This window comes from Micromonospora sp. NPDC048169 (genome assembly GCF_040652815.1).
Classification (GTDB): Bacteria; Actinomycetota; Actinomycetes; order Mycobacteriales; family Micromonosporaceae; genus Micromonospora.
This window is the reverse complement of the sequence record NZ_JBEZMS010000012.1, coordinates 1-19,849: the sequence shown is the minus strand read 5'-3', so window position 1 is coordinate 19,849 and position 19,849 is coordinate 1. Positions and strand designations below refer to the sequence as shown.

Below are 19,849 nucleotides of genomic sequence, written 5' to 3'. Positions count from 1 at the left end.
TCGTGTTGGTCCTTTCGCAGAGGGAACCGATGCACCTGGCCTCAGCGGGTAGCCGCCCGCTGGGGCCTCTTGTTGTCAGGTTGTACCAACAACAATGCCTGTCTATCAGTCCGATGGTGCACGGGTCAAGGGGTTGTTAGCGTGTAGGTACAACTCCCGTTAGGAAGTGCCATGACCCTCAATCCGGCCGACTCTCGGCCGCTCTATCAGCAACTCGCATCGATGCTCAGGCAGCAGATCCAGAGCGGCGAGCTTGCACCGGGTGACCGGTTCCCCACCGAAGGCGAGCTTTCCGACCACTACGGCATCAGCCGGAACACCGTGCGTCTCGCCCTGGACGTCCTCCGCAATGAAGGACTGATCGTGTCCCGACGCGGACGCGGCAGCTTCGTACGCTCCGAGCCGCCTATGCGCTACTACGCCTCACTCACTGGCTCCCGTCGCAAACGGTTGGAGGCCGACCGGCGACGAGACACCTTCAGCCAGCAGATCGAAGCCCAGGGCAAGACACCTCGACAGGTCAGCACCGTCGAGGTTGTGCCCGCGAGCGACGAGATCGCCTCACACTTGCAGCTCCGGCCCGGCGATCCCGTAGGTGTGCGGCGCAGGGTCATGTACGCCGACGATCAGCCGCTACAACTCGGCGACAGCTACTACCCGCTGAACATCGTGCGAGACAGCAAGATCATGAACCCGGCCGACATCATCGAAGGCACGGATCAAGTGCTCGAAGACTTGGGCCACATCCCGACGCGCTATGAGGACGAGATCACCTGGCGGATGCCGAGCGCGGACGAGGCCACGAAACTTCACCTCGGTCCGGCAACGCCAGTCGGCCGACTTCTGCGAACCAGCTTCGACCAGGAGGACCGACCGATCGAGGTGTATCAAGTGATCCTGCCCGGAGACCGTCACGTTCTGCTCTACGAGGTTGACGCCGAATGAAGCCAACACCGGTGACACTGACGGGTTGTCTGATCCGGCTCGAACCTCTCGGGCCGCAGCACGCCGCCGATCTACTGGCAGCCGCAGCGCACGACGAAATCTGGACGCACCTCGACGAGCCCACGCCTCGCACCAGCGAGGCGATCAACGCCTTCATCAGCGACGCGCTACGGGATCAGGAACGCGGGCAACGACTCCCATTCGCCGTGGTGGACCTTCGCAGCGGGAAGGCGATCGGAAGCACGAGCTACATCGACATCCGCCCGAACGATCGCACGCTAGAGATCGGCTGGACCTGGCTCACGCCCAACTCCTGGGGAACCGGTGCCAACACCGAAGCCAAGTTTCTCCTGATGCGGCACGCGTTCGAGGTGCTCGGCGTCGGACGAGTAGCGATCAAGACCGACCTACGGAATACAAGATCACAGCGCGCCATCGAACGGCTCGGAGCACACCGGGAAGGCGTGTGGCGCAACCACCGTCTACTCAGCACCGGCCGATACCGCGACAGCGTCTACTACAGCGTCATCGACTCCGAATGGCCCACCGTCCGCGACAAGCTCGCACCAGCAGTCCAGTAGCCCAAGACGACCAGGCCAGCGGCCGACTGCCGACCGCCGACCAGGCGGTGAGAACTTTCTGTACGTCTTCAAGGCGGCCCGCAACGGGCCGCACGCGCCGCCGCCTGGGCGCGCGTCCGTCGCTCCGCTGGCGCTCCGACTCCGGCCACGCAACACGCCCGGCGGCTGGCGCGGAAGCGGGAAGCCCAAGGGGCCGCCGCAGAACGACAGGGGCGTTGACCGGATGGAGGGTGGGCCGGCAGCCGGCCGGGCCGCGCGGCCACGAGCCCGCGCGACGTAGGGGAGCGGACGCCGGCCGCGTCGGCGAACTGGCGGCGGTCGCGGGGTTGCGGTTACTGCGCCTCCGGCGGGGGCGCTCGGGCTCCGAGATGGCTGCAACCCCGTCGGCGCGTTGCGGTCCGTGGGTGGTTGCGCGGGCCATCCCGCCAGCCGACGACCCGGGCGAGCCGAGCAGACCACCGCCCGACCCGCCAGCGTCCGAACGTGCGTCAAGGCCGTCTTGACATGGCGGGCCGGGCGGCGGCCCGCTCCCCGGTGGGCGGGTCGACGGCAGACGGGATGGCGAGCAAGCCGCAGCTTGCGATGCAGCAGTAGCCTCAACTCCCGTGAGCTTCGACCTCGTGGCGCAGATCGTTGTGGGTGTACTTGGTGTGCTTAGCGCGTCAGTGCCGCTACTAGGCAACCGACAAGATCGCAAGACGCTTCAAAGCGACCTCAGACAAGATCTTGACCTCTTGACCCGAATGCCAGACGGGGACTTGAAGCGACGGTTTGAACAGCATGCAACTCGCACTATGGATGAGCTTGAAGCGGCTCGCGATCGTCGCCGTGATCCGTTCGGTATCACCCTTGCGATATGCTTCATTGCTTTTTCTACGCTTGGCGGCATTTGGGCTATTAACGCGGGTGGCTGGTGGCTGTGGAGCCTGATTCTGGTTGCCTTCGCGTTCACTCTTGGGGCAGGTGGGTTGGCCCAGGACATGAGCAAGAAGAAGCGTGATGCGAAGGGGCGTCCGGTCGAGTGATCTGGACTAGGACCGTGAGTGACTAACTGAGCGACAACGAGGGTGGACAAGGCTGGACGTGCAGGGATGCCGGGGGATCATTGTGGCAGCTCGGCCCTCCGGCTGGCGCAGGTAGGCCGGCGGCGATCGTTCCTTCGGGACGAAGAGGTCGTCGGTTCGAATCCGGCCACCCCGACCAGAGGTAAGAGGGCACATCCGATGATCGGATGTGCCCTCTGCGTTTCCCGGCCCCGCCCACCGTCGCAGTAGGATCCCGCCATGCCACGGCCGGTCGTCTTCGACCTCTTCCACACTCTGGTCCACGGCGCCGACGACGAGCGGGACCGGGTGGTCGGCGAGATGGCTCCGATCGTCGGGGTGGATCCGGCGGCGCTCGTCGCCGCGTACCACGCGACCTGGCGGGACCGGCTGGTCCGGTGGGATGCGGAGGAGACCGTCCGCATCCTCGCCGGGCGGCTCGGCGGTACGCCGACCGACGAGCAGGTGGCTGAGGCCGCGGCACACCGGCGCGCGCTCGCCCGTCGCGTGCTCGGCCGCGTCTCGCCCGCCACGCTGGACGTGCTCGACGCACTGCGCGAGCGCGGGCACCGGCTGGCGCTGATCAGCAACGCCACCTCGGAGACGGCCGAGGCGTGGGCGGACGCCCCGCTGGCCCGGCGCTTCGACGTCGCGGTCTTCTCCTGTGCCGTCGGGCTGGCCAAGCCGGATCCGGCGATCTACCGCACCGCCGCGCAGCGGCTGGACGTCACGCCCGCCGACTGCGTGTACGTGGGTGACGGCGCGGACGGCGAGCTGGCGGGGGCGGCGGCGACCGGCATGATGGTGCTGCGCACCATCGAGCACCAGGACACCGACCCGGGCTGGATCGGAACCGTGATCGCGAACCTCCGTGACCTACCCGCTCGGCTCGTGGAGCCGGTCCTGACGGGATCGGACGAGATCGACACGACTACGCGAAGCCACCCCGCCACTCGGGGTTGACAGTGCCTCCTGGCAAAGTATCCGCATGCCGCCGATGATCCGATCCCGACTCACCGATTGGACCACCGTCGCGCCCCTGGTCGCCGTGCTCGTGCTCGTGATGACCTGGGGACGGGAGCTGCCCGGCCCGCTCATCTTCGTGGTGGCGGCCCTGCTCGCGGCGGCTGTGCTCGCCGCTGTGCACCACGCCGAGGTGGTCGCGCACAAGGTCGGTGAGCCGTACGGGTCACTCGTGCTCGCGGTGGCTGTCACCGTGATCGAAGTCGGTCTGATCGTCACGCTGATGATCAGCGGCGGCGACAAGACGCAGGCGCTGGCGCGGGACACCGTCTTCGCCGCCGTCATGATCACCTGCAACGGCATCCTCGGCCTGTCGCTGCTGCTCGGCGCGCTGCGGCGAAAGGTCGCGGTGTTCAATCCGGAGGGCACCGGCGGGGCGCTCGCCACAGTGGCGACGCTGGCCACGCTCAGCATGGGGGTGCCGACGTTCACCACCAGCCGGCCGGGGCCGGAGTTCTCCCCCGCGCAGCTCGCCTTCGCGGCGGTCGCCTCGCTGGCGCTCTACCTGCTGTTCGTGATGGTGCAGACCGGTCGGCACCGCGACTACTTCCTCCCGGTGACCCAGGAGGGCAGCATCCTCGCCGAGGACAAGACCGGAGACGGGCACGCCGAGCCGCCGTCCACGCGTACCGCGCTGGCCAGCCTGGCCCTGCTGGTGGTGGCGCTGGTAGCGGTGGTCGGTGACGCGAAGACGATCTCCCCGGCGATCGAGACGGCGGTCAGCGCGGCCAACCTGCCGCAGGCGTTCGTCGGCGTGGTCATCGCGCTGCTGGTGCTGCTGCCGGAGACGCTCGCCGCCGCCCGGGCGGCCCGGCGGGACCGGGTGCAGATCAGCCTCAATCTCGCGCTCGGCTCGGCCATGGCCAGCATCGGCCTGACCATCCCGGCCATCGCGATCGCCTCGATCTGGCTGGACGGGCCGCTGGTGCTGGGCCTGGGCGGCACCCAGATGACGCTGCTGGCGCTGACCGCCGTGACAGCGGTGCTCACCGTCGTGCCGGGCCGGGCGACTGTGCTCCAGGGCGGGGTGCACCTGGTCCTGCTCGCCGCGTTCGTCTTCCTGGCCGCCAGCCCGTAAGCCGGCAGCCGCCAGGCCGTGAACAGGCCAGGCCGTGATCAAGCCCGCCGAAGAGGAGGGTCGACAGAACCGTCAGTCGTGCGTCTCCGTGCGCGCCACCTCGGCGAACGCGGCGGTCAGGTAATCGGCGAACGGCCGTCCGGTGACCGCGAGCAGATCGGCCACGAGCAGCGGCGCGTGCCGGGCGACCGCCGCCGGGTCGGGCGGGCTGTCGTCGTCGCCGGGGTCGTAGACGCCGAGCGCGCCGGCCAGCAGCACCAGCAACACGTGCGGGTCGACGTCGGGCCACCACGGCGCCGCCGACCTGACGCACTGTTCCAGCACCTGCCGTACGTCGTCGCCGTCCAGCCCGTCCGGGTGCCCCTCCTCCAGCAGCAGCCGGACCACGCCGCCCAGCACCAGCCCGGCCCGGTCGGCGGCGGCCAGCCGCTCGACGGCCGGGGCGTACGCCTCGGTGTCGCGGGCCTGCGCGGCGCCCACCGCGTCGGTGGCCGTCTTGGCGATCTCGCGGGCCGGTGCGGGCAGGTGCCGCCAGGTCGTCGTCACCGGGTCAGCATGGCAGAGCACGTGTGCTCGCTCACCTTCCGGCCCGGCGACGGCGGGTGTAAGGAGTAAACGGGTCGCGGTCGTCGTACCCGCCGAACAGAATCCCTGCCATGCTGCGCCGCGCCCTGCCCGCCCGTCCCGAAGCCCGCCGGATCCTGCTCGGCACGCTCTTCTCCGCCGTCGGGCGCGGCCTCACCCTGCCGTTCCTGTTCATCTACCTCACCGACGTACGCGGCCTGACCGACACCCGGGCCGGTCTGGTGATCGGCTGGTTCGGCGCTGTCACGCTGGCGCTCTCGCCGCTGGCCGGCACGTTCATCGACCGGTTCGGTGCACGCCGGGTGGTGCTGCCCTGCCTGGTGATCGAGGCGATCGGCACCGGCTCGCTGGCGCTCGTCGACTCGACCGCGTCGGCGTTCGGCGTGATGACGCTTGTCGCCGTGGGCAGCTCGGCGATCTGGGCCGGGCAGAACACGATCCTGGCGTCGCTGACCGACGACGGCGAGCGGCAACGCGTCTTCGGGCTCAACTTCGCGCTGCTCAACCTCGGTATCGGCACGGGCGGTCTGATCTCCGGCGCGGTGGTCGACGTGGCCCGTCCGTTCACCTTCGAGGTGATCTACCTGCTGGACGCGGTGAGCTACCTGATCCCGGCGCTGATCCTGCTGAGCCTGCCGCGGGTCGGGCGCCGGCCGGCGGTGGCCGCGGATGCGAAGTCCGCCGGCCGGAGCACCGGCGGCTACCTGACGGTGCTGCGGGACCGGCCGTTCCGCCGCCTGGTCCTCTTCGGCCTGGTGCTCACCACCTGCGGGTACGCGCAGATCGAGGTGGGCTTCGCGGCGTACTCGGTCCGGGTGGTGGAGGTGACGCCCCGGGTGGTGGCGTGGGCGCTCGCCGCGAACACCGTCATGATCGTGCTCTCGCAGTTGCTGGTGATCCGGCGGCTGGAGGGACGCAGCCGCACCCGGGCACTCGCCACAGTCGGCGCGGTCTTCGCCGGCGCGTGGCTGGTGCTCGGCGCGGCGGGCGTGGTGGGCGGCGGCAACGCGGTGCTCGCGGCGCTCGGCGTGGTGGCCTGCTCGGCGATCTTCGGGTTCGGCGAGACGATGCTGTCGCCGGTCATGCCGGCGCTCACGAACGCGCTGGCCACGGACGAGTTGCGCGGCCGGTACAACGCCATGAGTTCGATGATCTTCGGGATCAGCGGCGTGGTCGGTCCGGTCACCGCCGGCCCGCTGATCGGTGCGGCCGACGGGCGGGTCTGGGTGGCGGTGGTGGTGGGCGGCTGCCTGGCCGCCTCGCTGCTCGCGCTGTCGCTGCGTCCGCTGCTCACCGCCGCGCAGGACGGCCGTCCGACGGCCGCCGCGACGCCGGAGCCCGAGCCCGCGCGGGCGACCTGACACGAAGCCGGCGGCCTGCGACGAAGCGCGCAGCCTGACACGCGAACGGGCCCCGGAGCGAACGCTCTGGGGCCCGTCGGCGGTGCGGTCGGCCGTCAGCCGGCCGCGACCTCGGTGGTCGTGCGGATCCGGTCCAGCGCCGGCGGGGAGACCGGCGACTTCTCGGTCAGGTACGCGGTGAAGGCGTCCAGGTCGATCTGGCCGGTCACCGCGTTGGTGCCGCCGGTCAGGACGCTGAAGCCGTCGCCGCCACCGGCGAGGAAGTTGTTCACGGTGACCCGGTAGGTGGCGGTGTCCGCCACCGGGGCGCCGTTGATGGTCAGGCTGCCCCGGACCACCCGGGTGCCCGCGCACGGCGTGCCGGCCGGCGCGGTGGTGCCGTTGACGTCCACGACGTAGTTGACGGTCGAGGACGCGTAGAGCACACGCGCCACTGTGAACTGCTGCTCCAGCATGCAGTAGAGCTGCGCGCCGGTCAGGTCGAGCGTCACCAGGTTGTTCGCGAACGGCTGCACGGTGAACGCCTCGGCGTAGGTGACCGGGCCGGCGTCGAGGTCGGCGCGTACGCCACCGGGGTTCATGAACGCGGCGACCGCGTTCTGCTCGGTGTCGGTGGCGGCGAGCTGGGCGTCGGCGATCAGGTTGCCCAGCGGCGACTCACCGGTCTGGTACGTCGGCTTGCCGTTGACGTCGACCCCGGTCTGGTACAGGTTCTCCTGGGTCTTGGTGATCGCGGCGGTGGTCTCGCCGACCACCCGGTCGGCCACCGGGCCGAGCGCGGCCTTGTACCTGTTGATCAGGTCGGTCGAGGGCTGGTCCGGCTTCACGTCCCGGGTGACCACCACGTTGTTCGCGGACGCGCTCACCACGTCGCGGGTACGTGGGTCGATCTTCAGGTCGATCTGGGTGACCAGGCGGCCGAACGAGCTGGCGCTGGTGACCAGCTTGCCGTTGATGTTGCAGTTGTACGCGGCGTGAGTGTGCCCGCTGACGATCACGTCGATCGACGGGTCCATCCGGTTGGCGATGTCGACGATCGGGCCGCTGAACCCGGTGCAGTCGTTGATGCCGCCGCCGTTCTGCACACCACCCTCGTGCAGCAGCACGACGATGCTCTTGACCCCGAGCAGGCGCAGGATCTTGGCGTACTTGTTGGCGGTGTCGGCCTCGTCGGTGAACCGCAGGCCGGCGACGCCCTGCTGGCTGACGATGTTCGGGGTGCCCTCCAGGGTCATCCCGATGAAACCGATCGGGACACCCTTGACGATCTTGATGCCGAACGGCTGCATCAGCGGCAGGCCGGTGGAGGTCTTGAACGCGTTCGCCGAGAGGTACGTGAACTTGGCGCCGCCGAACGGCGTGCCGTCGGCGCAGCCGTCGACCGGGTGGCAGCCACCGCGCTGCATGCGCAGCAGCTCGGCCGCGCCCTCGTCGAACTCGTGGTTGCCGACGCTCGCGAACTCCAGCCCGGCGAGGTTCATCTCCTCGATGGTGGGCTCGTCGTGGAACGCGGCGGACAGCAGCGGCGAGGCGCCGATCAGGTCACCGGCGGCGACGGTGACGGTGCCCTTGCCCTGCTGCTTCGCGGCGGCGCGCATCGACTTCAGGTGGCTGGCCAGGTATTCCGCACCACCGGCCGGCTGACCGTCGATGGTGCCGCTGGACCCGCTCGGCGGCTCCAGGTTGCCGTGGAAGTCGTTGAGCGCGAGCAACTGGACGTCGACCGGCTTCGGGCGGGCCTCGGCCTGGTCGGGGGTGACGGCGACCGCGGTGAACGCGGTCGCGGCGAGTGCGGCCAGGCCGACGGCGGCCCGGCGTCGCATCCCGGTGACGGACATGGAACTCCTCGTGAGATGCAGGTATGTGGCGTCCGGACGATGGTTCGCCCGGCGACCCTTATCCGTGCCGTGACAGGTGTCGATCGCGGAGAGCGGTACTCGGGGGAACGCCACCCCGCCGGGGTAGCTTCTCATCCACCAGCCGCCAGGTCGAACGGGGCGGCATCAGGAATCGTCGCTGTCTCGGACGGCGGGTACCGGTCTGCCGGACGAGTCGGACATGACGGTCAGATGAAATTCCGCGCGGCGCACGCTGTCGGCGCCGGCCGTCGTCGAAGGCGCCGGCTCCCAGGGACAGGGAGCCGGCGCCGACGCTCATGTCACGCGGAATTCCTTGCGCTGGCAACCGTCTTCGCCCGAATCACCTCCTGCCGGACACCCATCGCCGACCGAACGGTCGTTCATCTTCGACGGCCCGGCATATCGAGCAAACTGTCCGAACTCGACTGACGCCCCGGAGGGCCGGTCCGGCGGTCCGCTGTAGGCGGCGCCGACGAGCGCGCGCAACGCGGACCGGGTCCACCGCCCGGCGACCCCCGGCCGGCCCGCCAGGTAGCCGACGGTGCGCGCGGCGTCCCATCCGTGCGCCTCGCGCAGCCCGCGCGCCAGCAGGCCGAGGTAGACCGGTGCGGGCCGGGTCCAGGGCACCTCCACCGCCCGGTGCGGCGCGGTGAACGTGAGCATCGGCAGGCCCTCGTGGACACCGACGCGCAGCAGCGTCTCGTAGCGGCCCGGCCCGAGCCTCGCCCGGCCGGTCTCGACCGCCACGCGGATCCCGGCCAGGTCGGCGCCGAGCGGCCGGTACATCTCCTGCGCGGCGATGTCCGCGAACTGCTCGACGGTCACCAGGTAGCCGCGCGCTGCCGCCCGGCCGGGCAGCAGCGGGTCGTAGAACGCCATGCCGCCGGTCCAGGCCCGCGACTCCCCGGCGAAGTAGACGCCGCCGGGGATCAGCACCGGGACCGTCCGGCGCGGTGGCCGGCGGTCCCGGCAGCCGGGGTACGTGCGCAGCCCGCCGGGTGGACACCCGCCACGCAGATACCAGTCGAGCCGTGCGGCGTGCAGATTGGACCCGTACGCGACATACCAGAGCATCGGCGTCAGAACCAGCAGGTGCGCCCGGCGGCGTGGCTGACCTGGACGGTGTGCGTCACGCAGCCGCCGTCGGCGATCAGGTGGAGCAGGAAGGCGGTCGGCTCGGCGACGAAGCCGAGCACCTCCTCGTCGGTCATGGCCAGGCTCACCTGGATCCAGGTGCTCGGCGCGACGGTCAGCACCGTACCGGCGAACGCGCTGGTCACCTGGCGGTGCAGGTGCCCCGCGGTGACGCGTACGACATGGGGGTGCCGGCCGACCACGGCGGCGAGCCCTTCGGCGTCGGCGAGCCCGACGGCGTCCATGCCGGGTACGCCCACCGCGACCGGCGGATGGTGCAGGCACACGACGGCGGGCACGTCGGTACGCCCGGCGAGCACCCCGTCCAGCCAGGCGAGCTGCTCTTCGCCGAGCCGGCCGCCGGTGCCGCCCGGGGTGAGCGAGTCGAGCACCACGAGCGTCGCGTCCGGCAGGTCGACGTGGTAGTGCGCCGAGAAGCCACCGGCCAGGTAGGGGGTGCCGCCGAACGTGTCGAGCAGCGACTCGCGGTCGTCGTGGTTGCCCGTCGCCAGGTGCACCGGCAGCGGGAACGCGCCGACGATCTCGCGCAGCGCGAGGTATTCGTCGGGGCGCCCGTTGGCGGTCAGGTCACCGGTGATCACCACGCAGTCGGGCCGCGGGCGCAGGGCGAGCACCGCGCCGAGCGCCCGGTGCAGCCCGGACGCCGGATCGGCCGCGAGCGGGCCGGTGGTCACATGCGGGTCGCTGAGCTGGGCGATGAGCATCGGCGGCCTCCTCGGGTGCCCGGGCCCTCACGCTATCGCCGTACGCCCTCCTCGCGCAGGCCCGATTCCGCCCACAGGCTGCATCCACAGCCTGTGGATAGCACATGTGTACGAAGGTCGGCGGCGGTCGCGCTGAGTACCCTTGATCGCGACCCGACCCCCCTCCGAGCAGGAACGACGTGGATCACGAGCGAGTTCTCCGCGACGTCACGGTGCGCCTCCCCACGGCGTCAACCGTCCCGGAGGCGTGCCAGTGGACCGTCGCCGCGCTCGCCCGGCACACCCCGGCGACCGCCACCGTCCTGCTCCGCGTCCACGACCGGTTGCGCTGCGTCGCCGCCACCGGCGCCTGGCAGGTCTTCTCGCACGTACCGGCCACCGCCGACGGCACCCCGCCGGGTCGCCACCGGCCCGAACCGTCGGTGGTGCGGCGGGTATACGCCTCCGGCCTCACCGCCGCCGTGCCCGACGTCGGCGCCGACCCCGACTACCTCGAGGTCCGCCCGGACGTCACCGCCGAACTCTGCGTGCCGGTACGCGACCCGGACGGCCGTCCGATCGGGGTGCTCGACCTCCAGTGGAGCGAGCCGGTCGTGCTCACGGCGTGGCGGGAGGCCGCCGAGCTGGTGGCCGACCGCCTCGGCGGGCGGATCGCCGCGCTGGGCGGGCCACCGGCCGAGAGCCGCAGCGAGAAGCTGCTCCGGCACGCCGCCGCGTTCACCGCAGCGCCGACCGACTGGGACCTGATGACCGCCGCGCTCGCCGCGGCCCGGGACGTGTCGGCGCTCTCCGCCGCGGTGCTGGTGCTCACCGGGCGGCAGGGCCCGCGCCTCGGTGCGCCCACCGGCACACCCGGCGAGTTGGAGGCAAGGATCCGGGCCGAGCTGGACGAGGCCGGACCGGCCGCGCTCGATCGCATGATCGACCGGGCCCACCGGTACGGCTCGGCGTACACGCTGGGCGAGGCGGGCCACCCGCCCACCGAGGAGTACCTGCCGCTGACCCGGGCCGGAGCGCGCACGCTGGTGGCGGTGCCGGTCGGCACACCGGCCGCCGGTGGCGTGCTGCTGGTCGCCGACGAGCAGCGCCTGCGTCCCGACCCGACCACTGTCAACCTGATCGAGCTGCTCGCCGGACAGGCGTGGACCTGCCTGGACCGGTTGCGTACGCTCGCCCGGCTCCGCGAGCAGGCCAGCTCCGACCCGCTCACCGGGCTGCGGCACACCGGCCCGTTCGGGAAGCGGATCGCCACCGCCACGCCGGGGCGTACCGCGCTGCTGGCGATCGACGTGGACGGGTTCAAGGACGTCAACGACACGTACGGCCACCAGGCCGGCGACCGGCTGCTGGTGGGGCTGGCCCGGGCGCTGGAGGGCGCGCTGCGCCAGGGCGACGAGTTGTACCGGACCGGCGGCGACGAGTTCGTGGCGGTGATCGAGGTGAGCCGCCCGGAGGAGGCCGTCCGGATCGCCGAACGGCTCACCGAGGCGGCCCGCCGTACCGGCCGGACGATCAGCGTCGGCGTGGCCCTGCCCCGACCCGGCGAGTCCCCGGAACGCACCCTGCACCGAGCCGACCAGGCCCTCTACGCGGTCAAACGCCACGGCCGAGACGGCGTCCACCTCTCCGCCGCCTGACAACGCATAGACACCGGGCGCGGCGAGCGGACACCGCTCAGGGGCGGGTCAGGTCCTTGGCGAGGAGTTCGGCTATCTGGGCCGTGTTGAGGGCGGCGCCCTTGCGGAGGTTGTCGCCCGTGACGAAGAGGTCCAGGGCGCGGGGGTCGTCGACCGCGCGGCGGATCCGGCCCACCCACGACGGGTCGGTGCCGACCGCGTCGATCGGCATCGGGAACTCCCCGGCCGCCGGGTCGTCGACCAGGATCACGCCGGGCGCGTTGCGCAGCACCTCACGGGCGCCCTCGGCGGCCACCTCGGTGGCGAAGACCGCGTGCACGGCGACCGAGTGACCGGTCACCACCGGCACCCGTACGCAGGTGGCGGAGACCTTGAGGTCGGGCAGTCCGAGGATCTTGCGCGACTCGTTGCGCAGCTTCATCTCCTCGGAGGACCAGCCGCCGTCGGCCAGCGACCCCGCCCACGGCACGACGTTGAGCGCCAGCGGCGCCGGGAACGGACCCAGCTCGTCGCCCACCGCCTGGCGCACGTCACCGGCGCGGGAACCGAGCACCCGATCCCCGGCGATCTTGCCGAGCTGGAGGTGCAGCGCGTCCACGCCGGCCTGACCCGCCCCGGAGACCGCCTGGTACGACGCGAGCACCAGCTCGCGCAGGCCGTACTCGCGGTGCAGTGGCGCGACCGCCACGATCATCGCCAGCGTGGTGCAGTTGGCGTTGGCGATGATGCCCTTGGGCCGGTTGCGTACCTGCTCAGGGTTGATCTCGGGCACCACGAGCGGCACGTCGCGGTCCATCCGGAACGCGCCGGAGTTGTCCACCACGACAGCGCCGCGCGCGACGGCGACCGGGGCCCACTGCGCGGAGACCTCGTCCGGTACGTCGAACATCGCCACGTCGACGCCGTCGAGCGCGTCGGCGGTGAGCGCCTGGACGGTCAGCTCCTCGCCCCGGCACTGCACGCGCCGGCCGGCCGACCGCTCCGAGGCGAGCAGCCGGATCTCGCCCCACACGTTGCGCCGGGAGGAGAGGATCTGGCACATCACCGTACCGACGGCACCTGTCGCCCCGACCACGGCGAGGGTGGGCAGCGACGCCACGGCGCGTTACCGCCCGGTGCCGGCGTAGACGACGGCTTCGGTGTCACCACCCAGCTCGAAGGCGTCGTGGATGGCGCGGACCGCCTTGTCCAGGTCGGTGTCCCGGCAGACCACGGAGACCCGGATCTCCGAGGTGGAGATCATCTCGATGTTCACGCCGGCCGCGCCGAGGGCGGCGAAGAAGCCGGCCGCCACACCCGGGTGCGAGCGCATGCCCGCGCCGATCAGCGAGACCTTGCCGACGTGGTCGTCGTAGAGCAGGCCCTTGAACTTGACCGTCTCCTGGATCTTGCTGAGCGCGGTCATCGCGGTCGGGCCGTCGGCCTTGGGCAGCGTGAACGAGATGTCCGTGCGGCCGGTGCCCTCGGTGGACACGTTCTGCACGATCATGTCGATGTTGATCTCCGCGCCAGCCACGGTGTCGAAGATCGACGCCGCGGCGCCCGGCTCGTCGGGCACGCCGACGATCGTGATCTTCGCCTCGCTGCGGTCGTGGGCGACCCCGGTGATCAGTGCCTGTTCCACGGGAAGGTCCTCCATCGATCCGGTGACCATCGTGCCGGTGTTTGTCGAGTATGACGAACGGACGTGGATCGGCAAGCCCGCGCGCCGCGCGTACTCGACGCTGCGCAGATGCAGCACCTTCGCGCCGCAGGCCGCCAGTTCCAGCATCTCCTCGTAGGTGATCTGCTTGATGTGCCGGGCGTTCGGCACGATCCGCGGGTCGGCCGAGAAGATGCCGTCCACGTCGGTGTAGATCTCGCAGACGTCCGCCTCCAGCGCGGCGGCGAGCGCGACGGCTGTGGTGTCCGAGCCGCCCCGGCCGAGCGTGGTCACGTCCTTGGTGTCCTGCGAGACGCCCTGGAAGCCGGCCACGATGACCACCGCGCCCTCGTCCAGCGCGCCCTTGAGGCGCCCCGGGGTCACGTCGATGATCCGGGCCCGGCCGTGCACCGAGGTCGTGATCACGCCCGCCTGCGAACCGGTGAACGAACGGGCCTCGTACCCCAGGTTGTGGATGGCCATGGCGAGCAGCGCCATGGAGATCCGCTCCCCGGCGGTGAGCAGCATGTCCAGCTCGCGGCCCGGCGGCAGCGGGCTGACCTGGTTGGCCAGGTCGAGCAGCTCGTCGGTGGTGTCGCCCATGGCGGACACCACCACCACCACGTCGTCGCCGGCCTTGCGCGCGGCCACGATGCGCTCGGCCACCCGCTTGATCCGCTCGGCGTTGGCGACGGAGGACCCGCCGTACTTCTGCACCACGAGTGCCACGACGTGCACTCCCTCCCAGCGACGACCCTGAGCGTGCCGACGCCGCCGGGTTTCTCGGTCCGGCGGCGCGTGTCAGACCGCCTCAGCCTATCGGGCGGGCCGCGACGCCGGGCCGGGTGATCCCACCATCCGGCCCGGGCGTGGGGCGGCTCACGAGCCGGGGACTACGCGACACGCCAAGCGGTACAGCCGTACGGTGGGCTGACCGCGACCGCCCTCACGACGCAGAATGACCCGGTGCACGCTCATCGACGTGCGGCCCGCCGGCTGACCGGCGTGCTCGCGCTCACCCTGCCGGCATTGCTGGCCGCCTGCGGCGGCGCCCACCCCGAGGCGGCGCCCACCGGCACCGCCGACCCGGTCCCGGTGCAGGTCGACGCCGCCCGCGAGGAACTGGCCGGGCTGGCCGCCGCCGCGCAGGACCGGCACCTCACCGCCACGTACGCCTTCACGCCCGCCGAGGGCACGCCCCGCACGGTATCGGTCACCAGCGCGAACGACGGGAGCTGGCGGGTCGACGTGCCCGGCTGGGGGCACGCCGGCACCGTGGACGTCTCGCTGGCCGCCACCTCCGACGGGCTGTTCCAGTGCGCGCTGCCCTCGGCCGGCTGGGCCCGGGCGGCGACCTGCGTCCGCCTCGGCGACGCCGACGACGCGGTGCCGCGCCGGCTCGACCCCCGCGTGCAGCACCCGTTCACCGACTGGCTGGAGGTGCTCACCGACAGGCGTGCGCCGCTCGCGGTCTCCCCCGCCGAGTCGCTGCCCGGCACCGACGGCCCGTGCTACACGGTCGACAGCACCTCGGCGTCGCTGAACGCGCCGCTGGACGTGGGCACCTACTGCTTCCGGGCGGACGGCACCCCGGCGGCGGTACGGGCCGGGTTCGGCACCCTGACGCTGACCGGCGAGCCGGGCGCCGCGCCGGGCACCGTCGAGCTGGCCGGCGCGGTGACCGAGGGCGAGCCGGTGGGCCGGGACGCCCCGAGCCCGGGCACGCCGTGACCCGTCCCGCTCAGCCGCCCCGGGCCGCGCGGAGCAACGCGGCACCGACCTCGGTGTTGCGGTAGAGCACGTGCCGCCCGGCCCGGTGCCGGGTGACGAGACCGGCGGCGTGCAGCGCGGAGAGGTGCTGGGAGACGTTCCCGGCGGACAGCCCGGTGAGCCGGGCGAGGTCCGTGGTGGTCGTCGCCGCGTCGAGCAGGCGCAGCAACGCGGCACGGCCGCCGCCGACCACCCGGGCCAGCGCGTCGCCGGCCGGTACGGGTCCGCGTTCCCACAGCGTCCCGACCGCCCGCACCGGGTACGCCCCGGCGGGGAGCGAATCCTCCAGCAGGTTCCACAGCACCCGCCGGTCGGTGAACACGCTCGGGTTCAGCGCCAGGCCCCGCCCGCGCAGGTCGAAGTCCCGCTCGAACGGGTCGTCGCTGACCACGCGGTCACCGAGCCACCGCAGGCTGGGATGGATCCGCTCGAACAGCTGCCCGGCGCCGCCCTCGGCCAGCTGGGCCGCCCGGTACGCGACGTCGGCGTCGAGCAGTGCCCGCATCCGCGGCCAGTCGGCGGCGATCGCCTCCTCGTGCCAGACCCGTACCGCCTCGACGAGCTGCGGCAGCAGCCCGGCCGGATCGGCGAGCAACGCCCGCCCGAACGGGTTCAGCGGCCGCCTCGGGGTGGTGGCCAGCAGGTCCCGGACCACCACGTCGGGCGGCGTCGACGCGATCTGGTCGAGCTGGCCGTCCATCTCCGCCCCGGGCCGGGCCGCCGGGGTGAGGAAGTCGGGCAGCCAGCGCCGCGGCCGGGTCAACTCGACGAGCGGACGGACCCGCTCGGCCACCTCCGGGCGGCGCAACGTCGTCCGGGCGCTGTCGATCCACCGCAGGTGCACCGGGTAGCGGGCCGGGTCGGCGAGCGCCCACATGCTCATGACCGTCTCGTTGGCCGGCGACACGCCGAACCGCACGCCGGCTACATCGGCCGGAGTGAACCGCAACTCGGACATGCGCACCCCCGGATTCGGTCCAGCCTAAAAGGCTCGACCGATGCGTGGGGGGCGCGATCTGCTCACCGGCCATGGGGGCACGAGAGAGCATCCGCACCGCCGTCCGCGACGTCGTACCGCCGGCCGGGCTGACCCGCGCCCTGGCCGTACAGGCCATGGTCTACGCCGTCGGCAACGGCCTGTTCAAGGCCGGCAGCGCGGTGTTCTTCACCCGGGCGCTGGGACTCGGCCCGGCCCAGGTGGGACTCGGCCTGTCGCTCGCCGCCGGGGTGTCCCTGCTCGGCAGCGTCCCGCTCGGCGGGCTCACCGACCGGTACGGCCCGCAGCGGGTGTGGATCGTCTGCCTGCTGCTCGACGCGGCTCTCTTCGCGGCGTACCCGCTCGTCGGCGGCTTTGCCGGGTTCCTCGCCGTGGTGATCGCGCTGGGCGTGGCCGGCACCGCTCTCGGCAGCGCCCGCCAGGTCTACTCGATCAATGTGCTGCGGCCGGAGGAACGGGTCACCGCGCTGGCCTACCAGCGCTCCTCGATGAACGTCGGCTTCGGCCTCGGCGCGCTGATCAGCGGCCTGGTGCTGGCCGTCGACACGATCTGGGCGTACCGCGGGATGGTCTGGTTCATCGCCGTGGTCTTCCTGGTGACAGCCGTCTTCGTGCACCGGCTGCCGCGACTGCCGGAGGTGACCCGCCCGGCGGAGCCGACGAGCCGGCTCGCGGTGCTGCGGGACCGGCCGTTCATGACCGTCGCGCTGCTGTCCGGGCTGCTCACCGCGCACCAGACGCTCTACCTGACGGTGCTGCCGCTGTGGATCCTCACCCGTACCGACGCGCCGAAGACGATCATCGCGGCGCTGGTCCTGCTCAACACCGTGCTGATCGTGCTGCTCCAGGTGCGGGCCAGCCGGGGCGCGGACACCGCGCCGGGCGCGGCCCGGGCGTCCCGCCGGGGCGCGCTGCTGATCGCCCTGTTCTGCGTGGTCCTGCCGGTCTCCGGCGTCACCCGGGGCTGGCTCACCGTGGCGGCGCTGGTGGCCGCCGCGATGCTGCTCATCCTGGCGGAGCTGACCGAGGCGGCGGGCGCCTGGGGACTCACCGCCACGCTGCCGCCCGCCGACCGGCGCGGCGCGTACGTCGGCGCTTTCGGGCTCGGCTCGCAGGTGCAGTTCCTGGTCGCTCCGGCCGGGCTGACCGCGCTCGGCGTGAGCACCGGCGGCTGGGGCTGGTATCCGGCGGCGACGCTGTTCGTCCTGGTCGGGCTGGTGATCGTGCCGGCGGTGACCCGGGCGGAGCGGACCCCCCGGCTACCGGGCGTGCCGAGGTCCACCGGCTCCGTGACTCTGATCCCATAGTCCGGACCAGCCTTCCCACGACCCGTCCCACCACGTAGGGTGACCTTGTCATGTGGCGCGCGTACCTTCTCCTTGGCTGCCGCGACGAGGCCTGACCGGCCGGCACCTCGTCGCGGAGTCGCTACGCGCCGTCCAGCACATCCGATCTTCTCCTCGGCACCGCCGCGCACCGTCGCCCGGCATCCCGCCGACACCTTTCCGATCTGCTGACGCCACATGTTCCAGGGAGCACTCCGAGATGGCTCAACCTGTCACCGCCACCGATCCGTTCGCCCGCCAGCGCCCCAGCCGGATGCCGGTCCACCGCTACGTCCCGTACGACAGGGAGTTCGGCGTCGACCTGCCGGACCGCTCCTGGCCCACCCGCCGCGTCGAGGCCGCGCCCCGCTGGTGCGCGGTCGACCTCCGCGACGGCAACCAGGCCCTGATCGACCCGATGTCGCCCGAGCGTAAGCGGCGGATGTTCCAGCTCCTGGTGCAGATGGGCTACAAGGAGATCGAGGTCGGCTTCCCGTCGGCGAGCCAGACCGACTACGACTTCGTACGGCAGCTGATCGAGCAGGATCTGATCCCCGAGGACGTCACCATCCAGGTGCTGACGCAGTGCCGGGAGCACCTGATCGAGCGCACCTTCGAGTCCCTGCGCGGCGCCCGCCGGGCCATCGTGCACTTCTACAACTCCACCTCGACGCTGCAGCGCCGGGTGGTCTTCGGGCTGGACCGCGACGGCATCACCGACATCGCCACCCAGGGCGCGCGGCTGTGCCAGAAGTACGCGGAGATCCACACCCCGGACACCGACATCCACTACGAGTACTCGCCGGAGTCGTACACGGGCACCGAGCTGGAGTACGCGCTGGAGGTCTGCTCGGCGGTCATCGACGTGATCGACCCGACCCCGGACCGCAAGCTGATCATCAACCTGCCGGCCACCGTCGAGATGGCGATGCCGAACGTCTACGCCGACTCGATCGAGTGGATGCACCGGCGCCTGCCCCGGCGGGACAGCCTGGTGCTGAGCCTGCACCCGCACAACGACCGGGGCACCGGCGTGGCCGCCGCCGAGCTGGGCCTGCTGGCCGGCGCCGACCGGATCGAGGGCTGCCTGTTCGGCAACGGTGAGCGCACCGGCAACGTCGACCTGGTGACGCTGGGCCTGAACCTGTTCTCCCAGGGCATCGACCCGATGATCGACTTCTCGAACATCGACGAGATCAAGCGCGCCGTCGAGTACTGCAACCAGCTGCCGGTGCACGAGCGCCACCCGTACGCGGGCGACCTGGTCTACACCGCGTTCTCCGGCTCCCACCAGGACGCGATCAACAAGGGCTTCGCCGCGCTGAACGCCGACGCGGCGGCGGCCGGGGTGCCGGTGGACGACTTCACCTGGGCCGTGCCCTACCTGCCGATCGACCCGAAGGACCTGGGCCGCACGTACGAGGCGGTCATCCGGGTCAACTCGCAGTCCGGCAAGGGCGGCGTCGCGTACATCATGAAGACCGAGCACCAGCTCGACCTGCCTCGCCGCCTCCAGATCGAGTTCTCCGGCGTGGTGCAGCACGTCACCGACCACGACGGCGGCGAGGTCGAGCCGGGCGCGATGTGGGACATCTTCGCCCGCAACTACCTGGTCGACCACCAGGTCGACCCGGCCGTGAAGCTGGCCGACTACACGATCGGCACCGTCGACGGCAAGGTCGAGATCGACGCCCGCGTCGGCTTCGGCGGCGAGACCCGCGCGCTCACCGCCGTCGGCAACGGCCCGATCGACGCGTACGTCAACGCGTTGCAGTCCCTGGGCGTGGCGGTACGGGTGCTCGACTACCACGAGCACGCGCTGTCCTCCGGTGGGGACGCGCAGGCCGCCGCGTACGTGGAGTGCGAGGTGGACGGCCGCACGGTATGGGGCGTCGGAGTGGACGCCAACATCGTCACCGCCTCGATCAAGGCGGTCACGAGCGCGGTGAACCGCACCCGCGCCTGAGGTGCTTGAGGTGTAAGGAAGGGCCCCTTCTTAACGCATTCTGCATAGGAGGGGGCCCTTCTTAACGCCCGCGCCCGAATGGCCTGTCAATCCCCTGGAATCGTGGAGGGCTCCGTTATGCGGCCTGGGCCTCCAGGGCGCGGGTCTCTGGTCGTTCGTAGTCGGCGGGTGAGCGCCA

17 protein-coding genes are annotated in these 19,849 nt (G+C 71.6%); 10 read left to right on the top strand and 7 right to left on the bottom strand.

The features are described from left to right. The first annotated feature begins 171 nt into the window (after positions 1-171). The 5 genes from AB0D28_RS13210 (at position 172) to AB0D28_RS13190 (ending at position 4,670) form a co-directional block, all read left to right on the top strand. Positions 172-945 (top strand): GntR family transcriptional regulator, encoded by a 774-nt coding sequence (locus AB0D28_RS13210; RefSeq protein WP_357385369.1) that lies wholly within the window; start codon positions 172-174, stop codon positions 943-945. Further along, positions 942-1,526: a GNAT family protein gene (locus AB0D28_RS13205; RefSeq protein WP_357385367.1), complete on the top strand. Its 585-nt coding sequence runs from the start codon at positions 942-944 to the stop codon at positions 1,524-1,526. Before AB0D28_RS13210 ends, AB0D28_RS13205 begins: the two co-directional genes overlap by 4 nt. A 605-nt stretch (positions 1,527-2,131) precedes the next feature. Beyond that, positions 2,132-2,551 carry a hypothetical protein gene (locus tag AB0D28_RS13200; RefSeq protein WP_357385365.1) on the top strand — a complete coding sequence of 140 codons (420 nt, stop codon included), beginning with the start codon at positions 2,132-2,134 and terminating at the stop codon, positions 2,549-2,551. A 258-nt stretch (positions 2,552-2,809) separates the two neighbouring features. Further along, positions 2,810-3,532, top strand: a complete 723-nt coding sequence (locus AB0D28_RS13195; RefSeq protein ID WP_357385363.1) for an HAD family hydrolase — start codon at positions 2,810-2,812, stop codon at positions 3,530-3,532. Positions 3,533-3,566: 34 nt separating this feature from the next. Next, a complete protein-coding gene (locus tag AB0D28_RS13190; protein WP_357385361.1) occupies positions 3,567-4,670 on the top strand; it encodes an ionic transporter y4hA in 1,104 nt (367 codons plus the stop codon). A 72-nt stretch (positions 4,671-4,742) separates the two neighbouring features. Here the strand turns inward: AB0D28_RS13190 and AB0D28_RS13185 are convergent, their stop codons facing one another. After that, positions 4,743-5,216 carry a hypothetical protein gene (locus AB0D28_RS13185; RefSeq protein ID WP_357385359.1) on the bottom strand — a complete coding sequence of 158 codons (474 nt, stop codon included), beginning with the start codon at positions 5,214-5,216 and terminating at the stop codon, positions 4,743-4,745. Positions 5,217-5,326: 110 nt separating this feature from the next. On the opposite strand from AB0D28_RS13185, the gene AB0D28_RS13180 reads away from it, so the two are divergent. Beyond that, entirely contained in the window at positions 5,327-6,616 is a 1,290-nt protein-coding gene (locus AB0D28_RS13180) for an MFS transporter (RefSeq protein ID WP_357385357.1), read from the top strand. Between the two features lie 95 nt (positions 6,617-6,711). Here AB0D28_RS13180 and AB0D28_RS13175 read toward each other — a convergent pair whose 3' ends face one another. The 3 genes from AB0D28_RS13175 to AB0D28_RS13165 all read right to left on the bottom strand — a co-directional run bounded on the left by AB0D28_RS13175 (position 6,712) and on the right by AB0D28_RS13165 (position 10,334). Further along, positions 6,712-8,454, bottom strand: coding sequence for a bifunctional metallophosphatase/5'-nucleotidase (locus AB0D28_RS13175; RefSeq protein WP_357385355.1), 1,743 nt, complete (start codon positions 8,452-8,454; stop codon positions 6,712-6,714). Between the two features lie 315 nt (positions 8,455-8,769). Beyond that, positions 8,770-9,549: a histone deacetylase gene (locus tag AB0D28_RS13170; protein ID WP_357385353.1), complete on the bottom strand. Its 780-nt coding sequence runs from the start codon at positions 9,547-9,549 to the stop codon at positions 8,770-8,772. Positions 9,550-9,554: 5 nt separating this feature from the next. Beyond that, positions 9,555-10,334, bottom strand: a complete 780-nt coding sequence (locus AB0D28_RS13165; protein WP_357385351.1) for a phosphodiesterase — start codon at positions 10,332-10,334, stop codon at positions 9,555-9,557. Positions 10,335-10,513: 179 nt separating this feature from the next. Here AB0D28_RS13165 and AB0D28_RS13160 point away from each other — a divergent pair, with 179 nt between their 5' ends. Then, the gene (locus AB0D28_RS13160) at positions 10,514-11,971 is read left to right on the top strand and encodes a diguanylate cyclase (protein WP_357385349.1); all 1,458 of its coding nucleotides are present in this window, start codon (positions 10,514-10,516) and stop codon (positions 11,969-11,971) included. 37 nt (positions 11,972-12,008) lie between these two features. Here AB0D28_RS13160 and AB0D28_RS13155 read toward each other — a convergent pair whose 3' ends face one another. Together AB0D28_RS13155 and AB0D28_RS13150 are read right to left on the bottom strand one after the other, a co-directional pair. After that, positions 12,009-13,070 (bottom strand): aspartate-semialdehyde dehydrogenase, encoded by a 1,062-nt coding sequence (locus tag AB0D28_RS13155; RefSeq protein WP_357385347.1) that lies wholly within the window; start codon positions 13,068-13,070, stop codon positions 12,009-12,011. Positions 13,071-13,076: 6 nt separating this feature from the next. Next, a complete protein-coding gene (locus tag AB0D28_RS13150) occupies positions 13,077-14,342 on the bottom strand; it encodes an aspartate kinase (protein ID WP_357385345.1) in 1,266 nt (421 codons plus the stop codon). 237 nt (positions 14,343-14,579) lie between these two features. Here AB0D28_RS13150 and AB0D28_RS13145 point away from each other — a divergent pair, with 237 nt between their 5' ends. Beyond that, positions 14,580-15,344, top strand: a complete 765-nt coding sequence (locus tag AB0D28_RS13145) for a hypothetical protein (RefSeq protein WP_357385343.1) — start codon at positions 14,580-14,582, stop codon at positions 15,342-15,344. 10 nt (positions 15,345-15,354) lie between these two features. On the opposite strand, the gene AB0D28_RS13140 is transcribed toward AB0D28_RS13145, so the two are convergent. Continuing rightward, on the bottom strand, positions 15,355-16,341 hold the full coding sequence (locus AB0D28_RS13140; RefSeq protein WP_357385341.1) for a DUF5937 family protein: 987 nt from the start codon (positions 16,339-16,341) through the stop codon (positions 15,355-15,357). Between the two features lie 71 nt (positions 16,342-16,412). On the opposite strand from AB0D28_RS13140, the gene AB0D28_RS13135 reads away from it, so the two are divergent. Both AB0D28_RS13135 and leuA read left to right on the top strand, forming a co-directional pair. Next, a complete protein-coding gene (locus tag AB0D28_RS13135; RefSeq protein ID WP_357385339.1) occupies positions 16,413-17,687 on the top strand; it encodes an MFS transporter in 1,275 nt (424 codons plus the stop codon). 238 nt (positions 17,688-17,925) lie between these two features. Continuing rightward, positions 17,926-19,671 carry a 2-isopropylmalate synthase gene (gene leuA / locus AB0D28_RS13130; protein WP_357385337.1) on the top strand — a complete coding sequence of 582 codons (1,746 nt, stop codon included), beginning with the start codon at positions 17,926-17,928 and terminating at the stop codon, positions 19,669-19,671. The last annotated feature ends 178 nt before the right edge of the window (positions 19,672-19,849 follow it).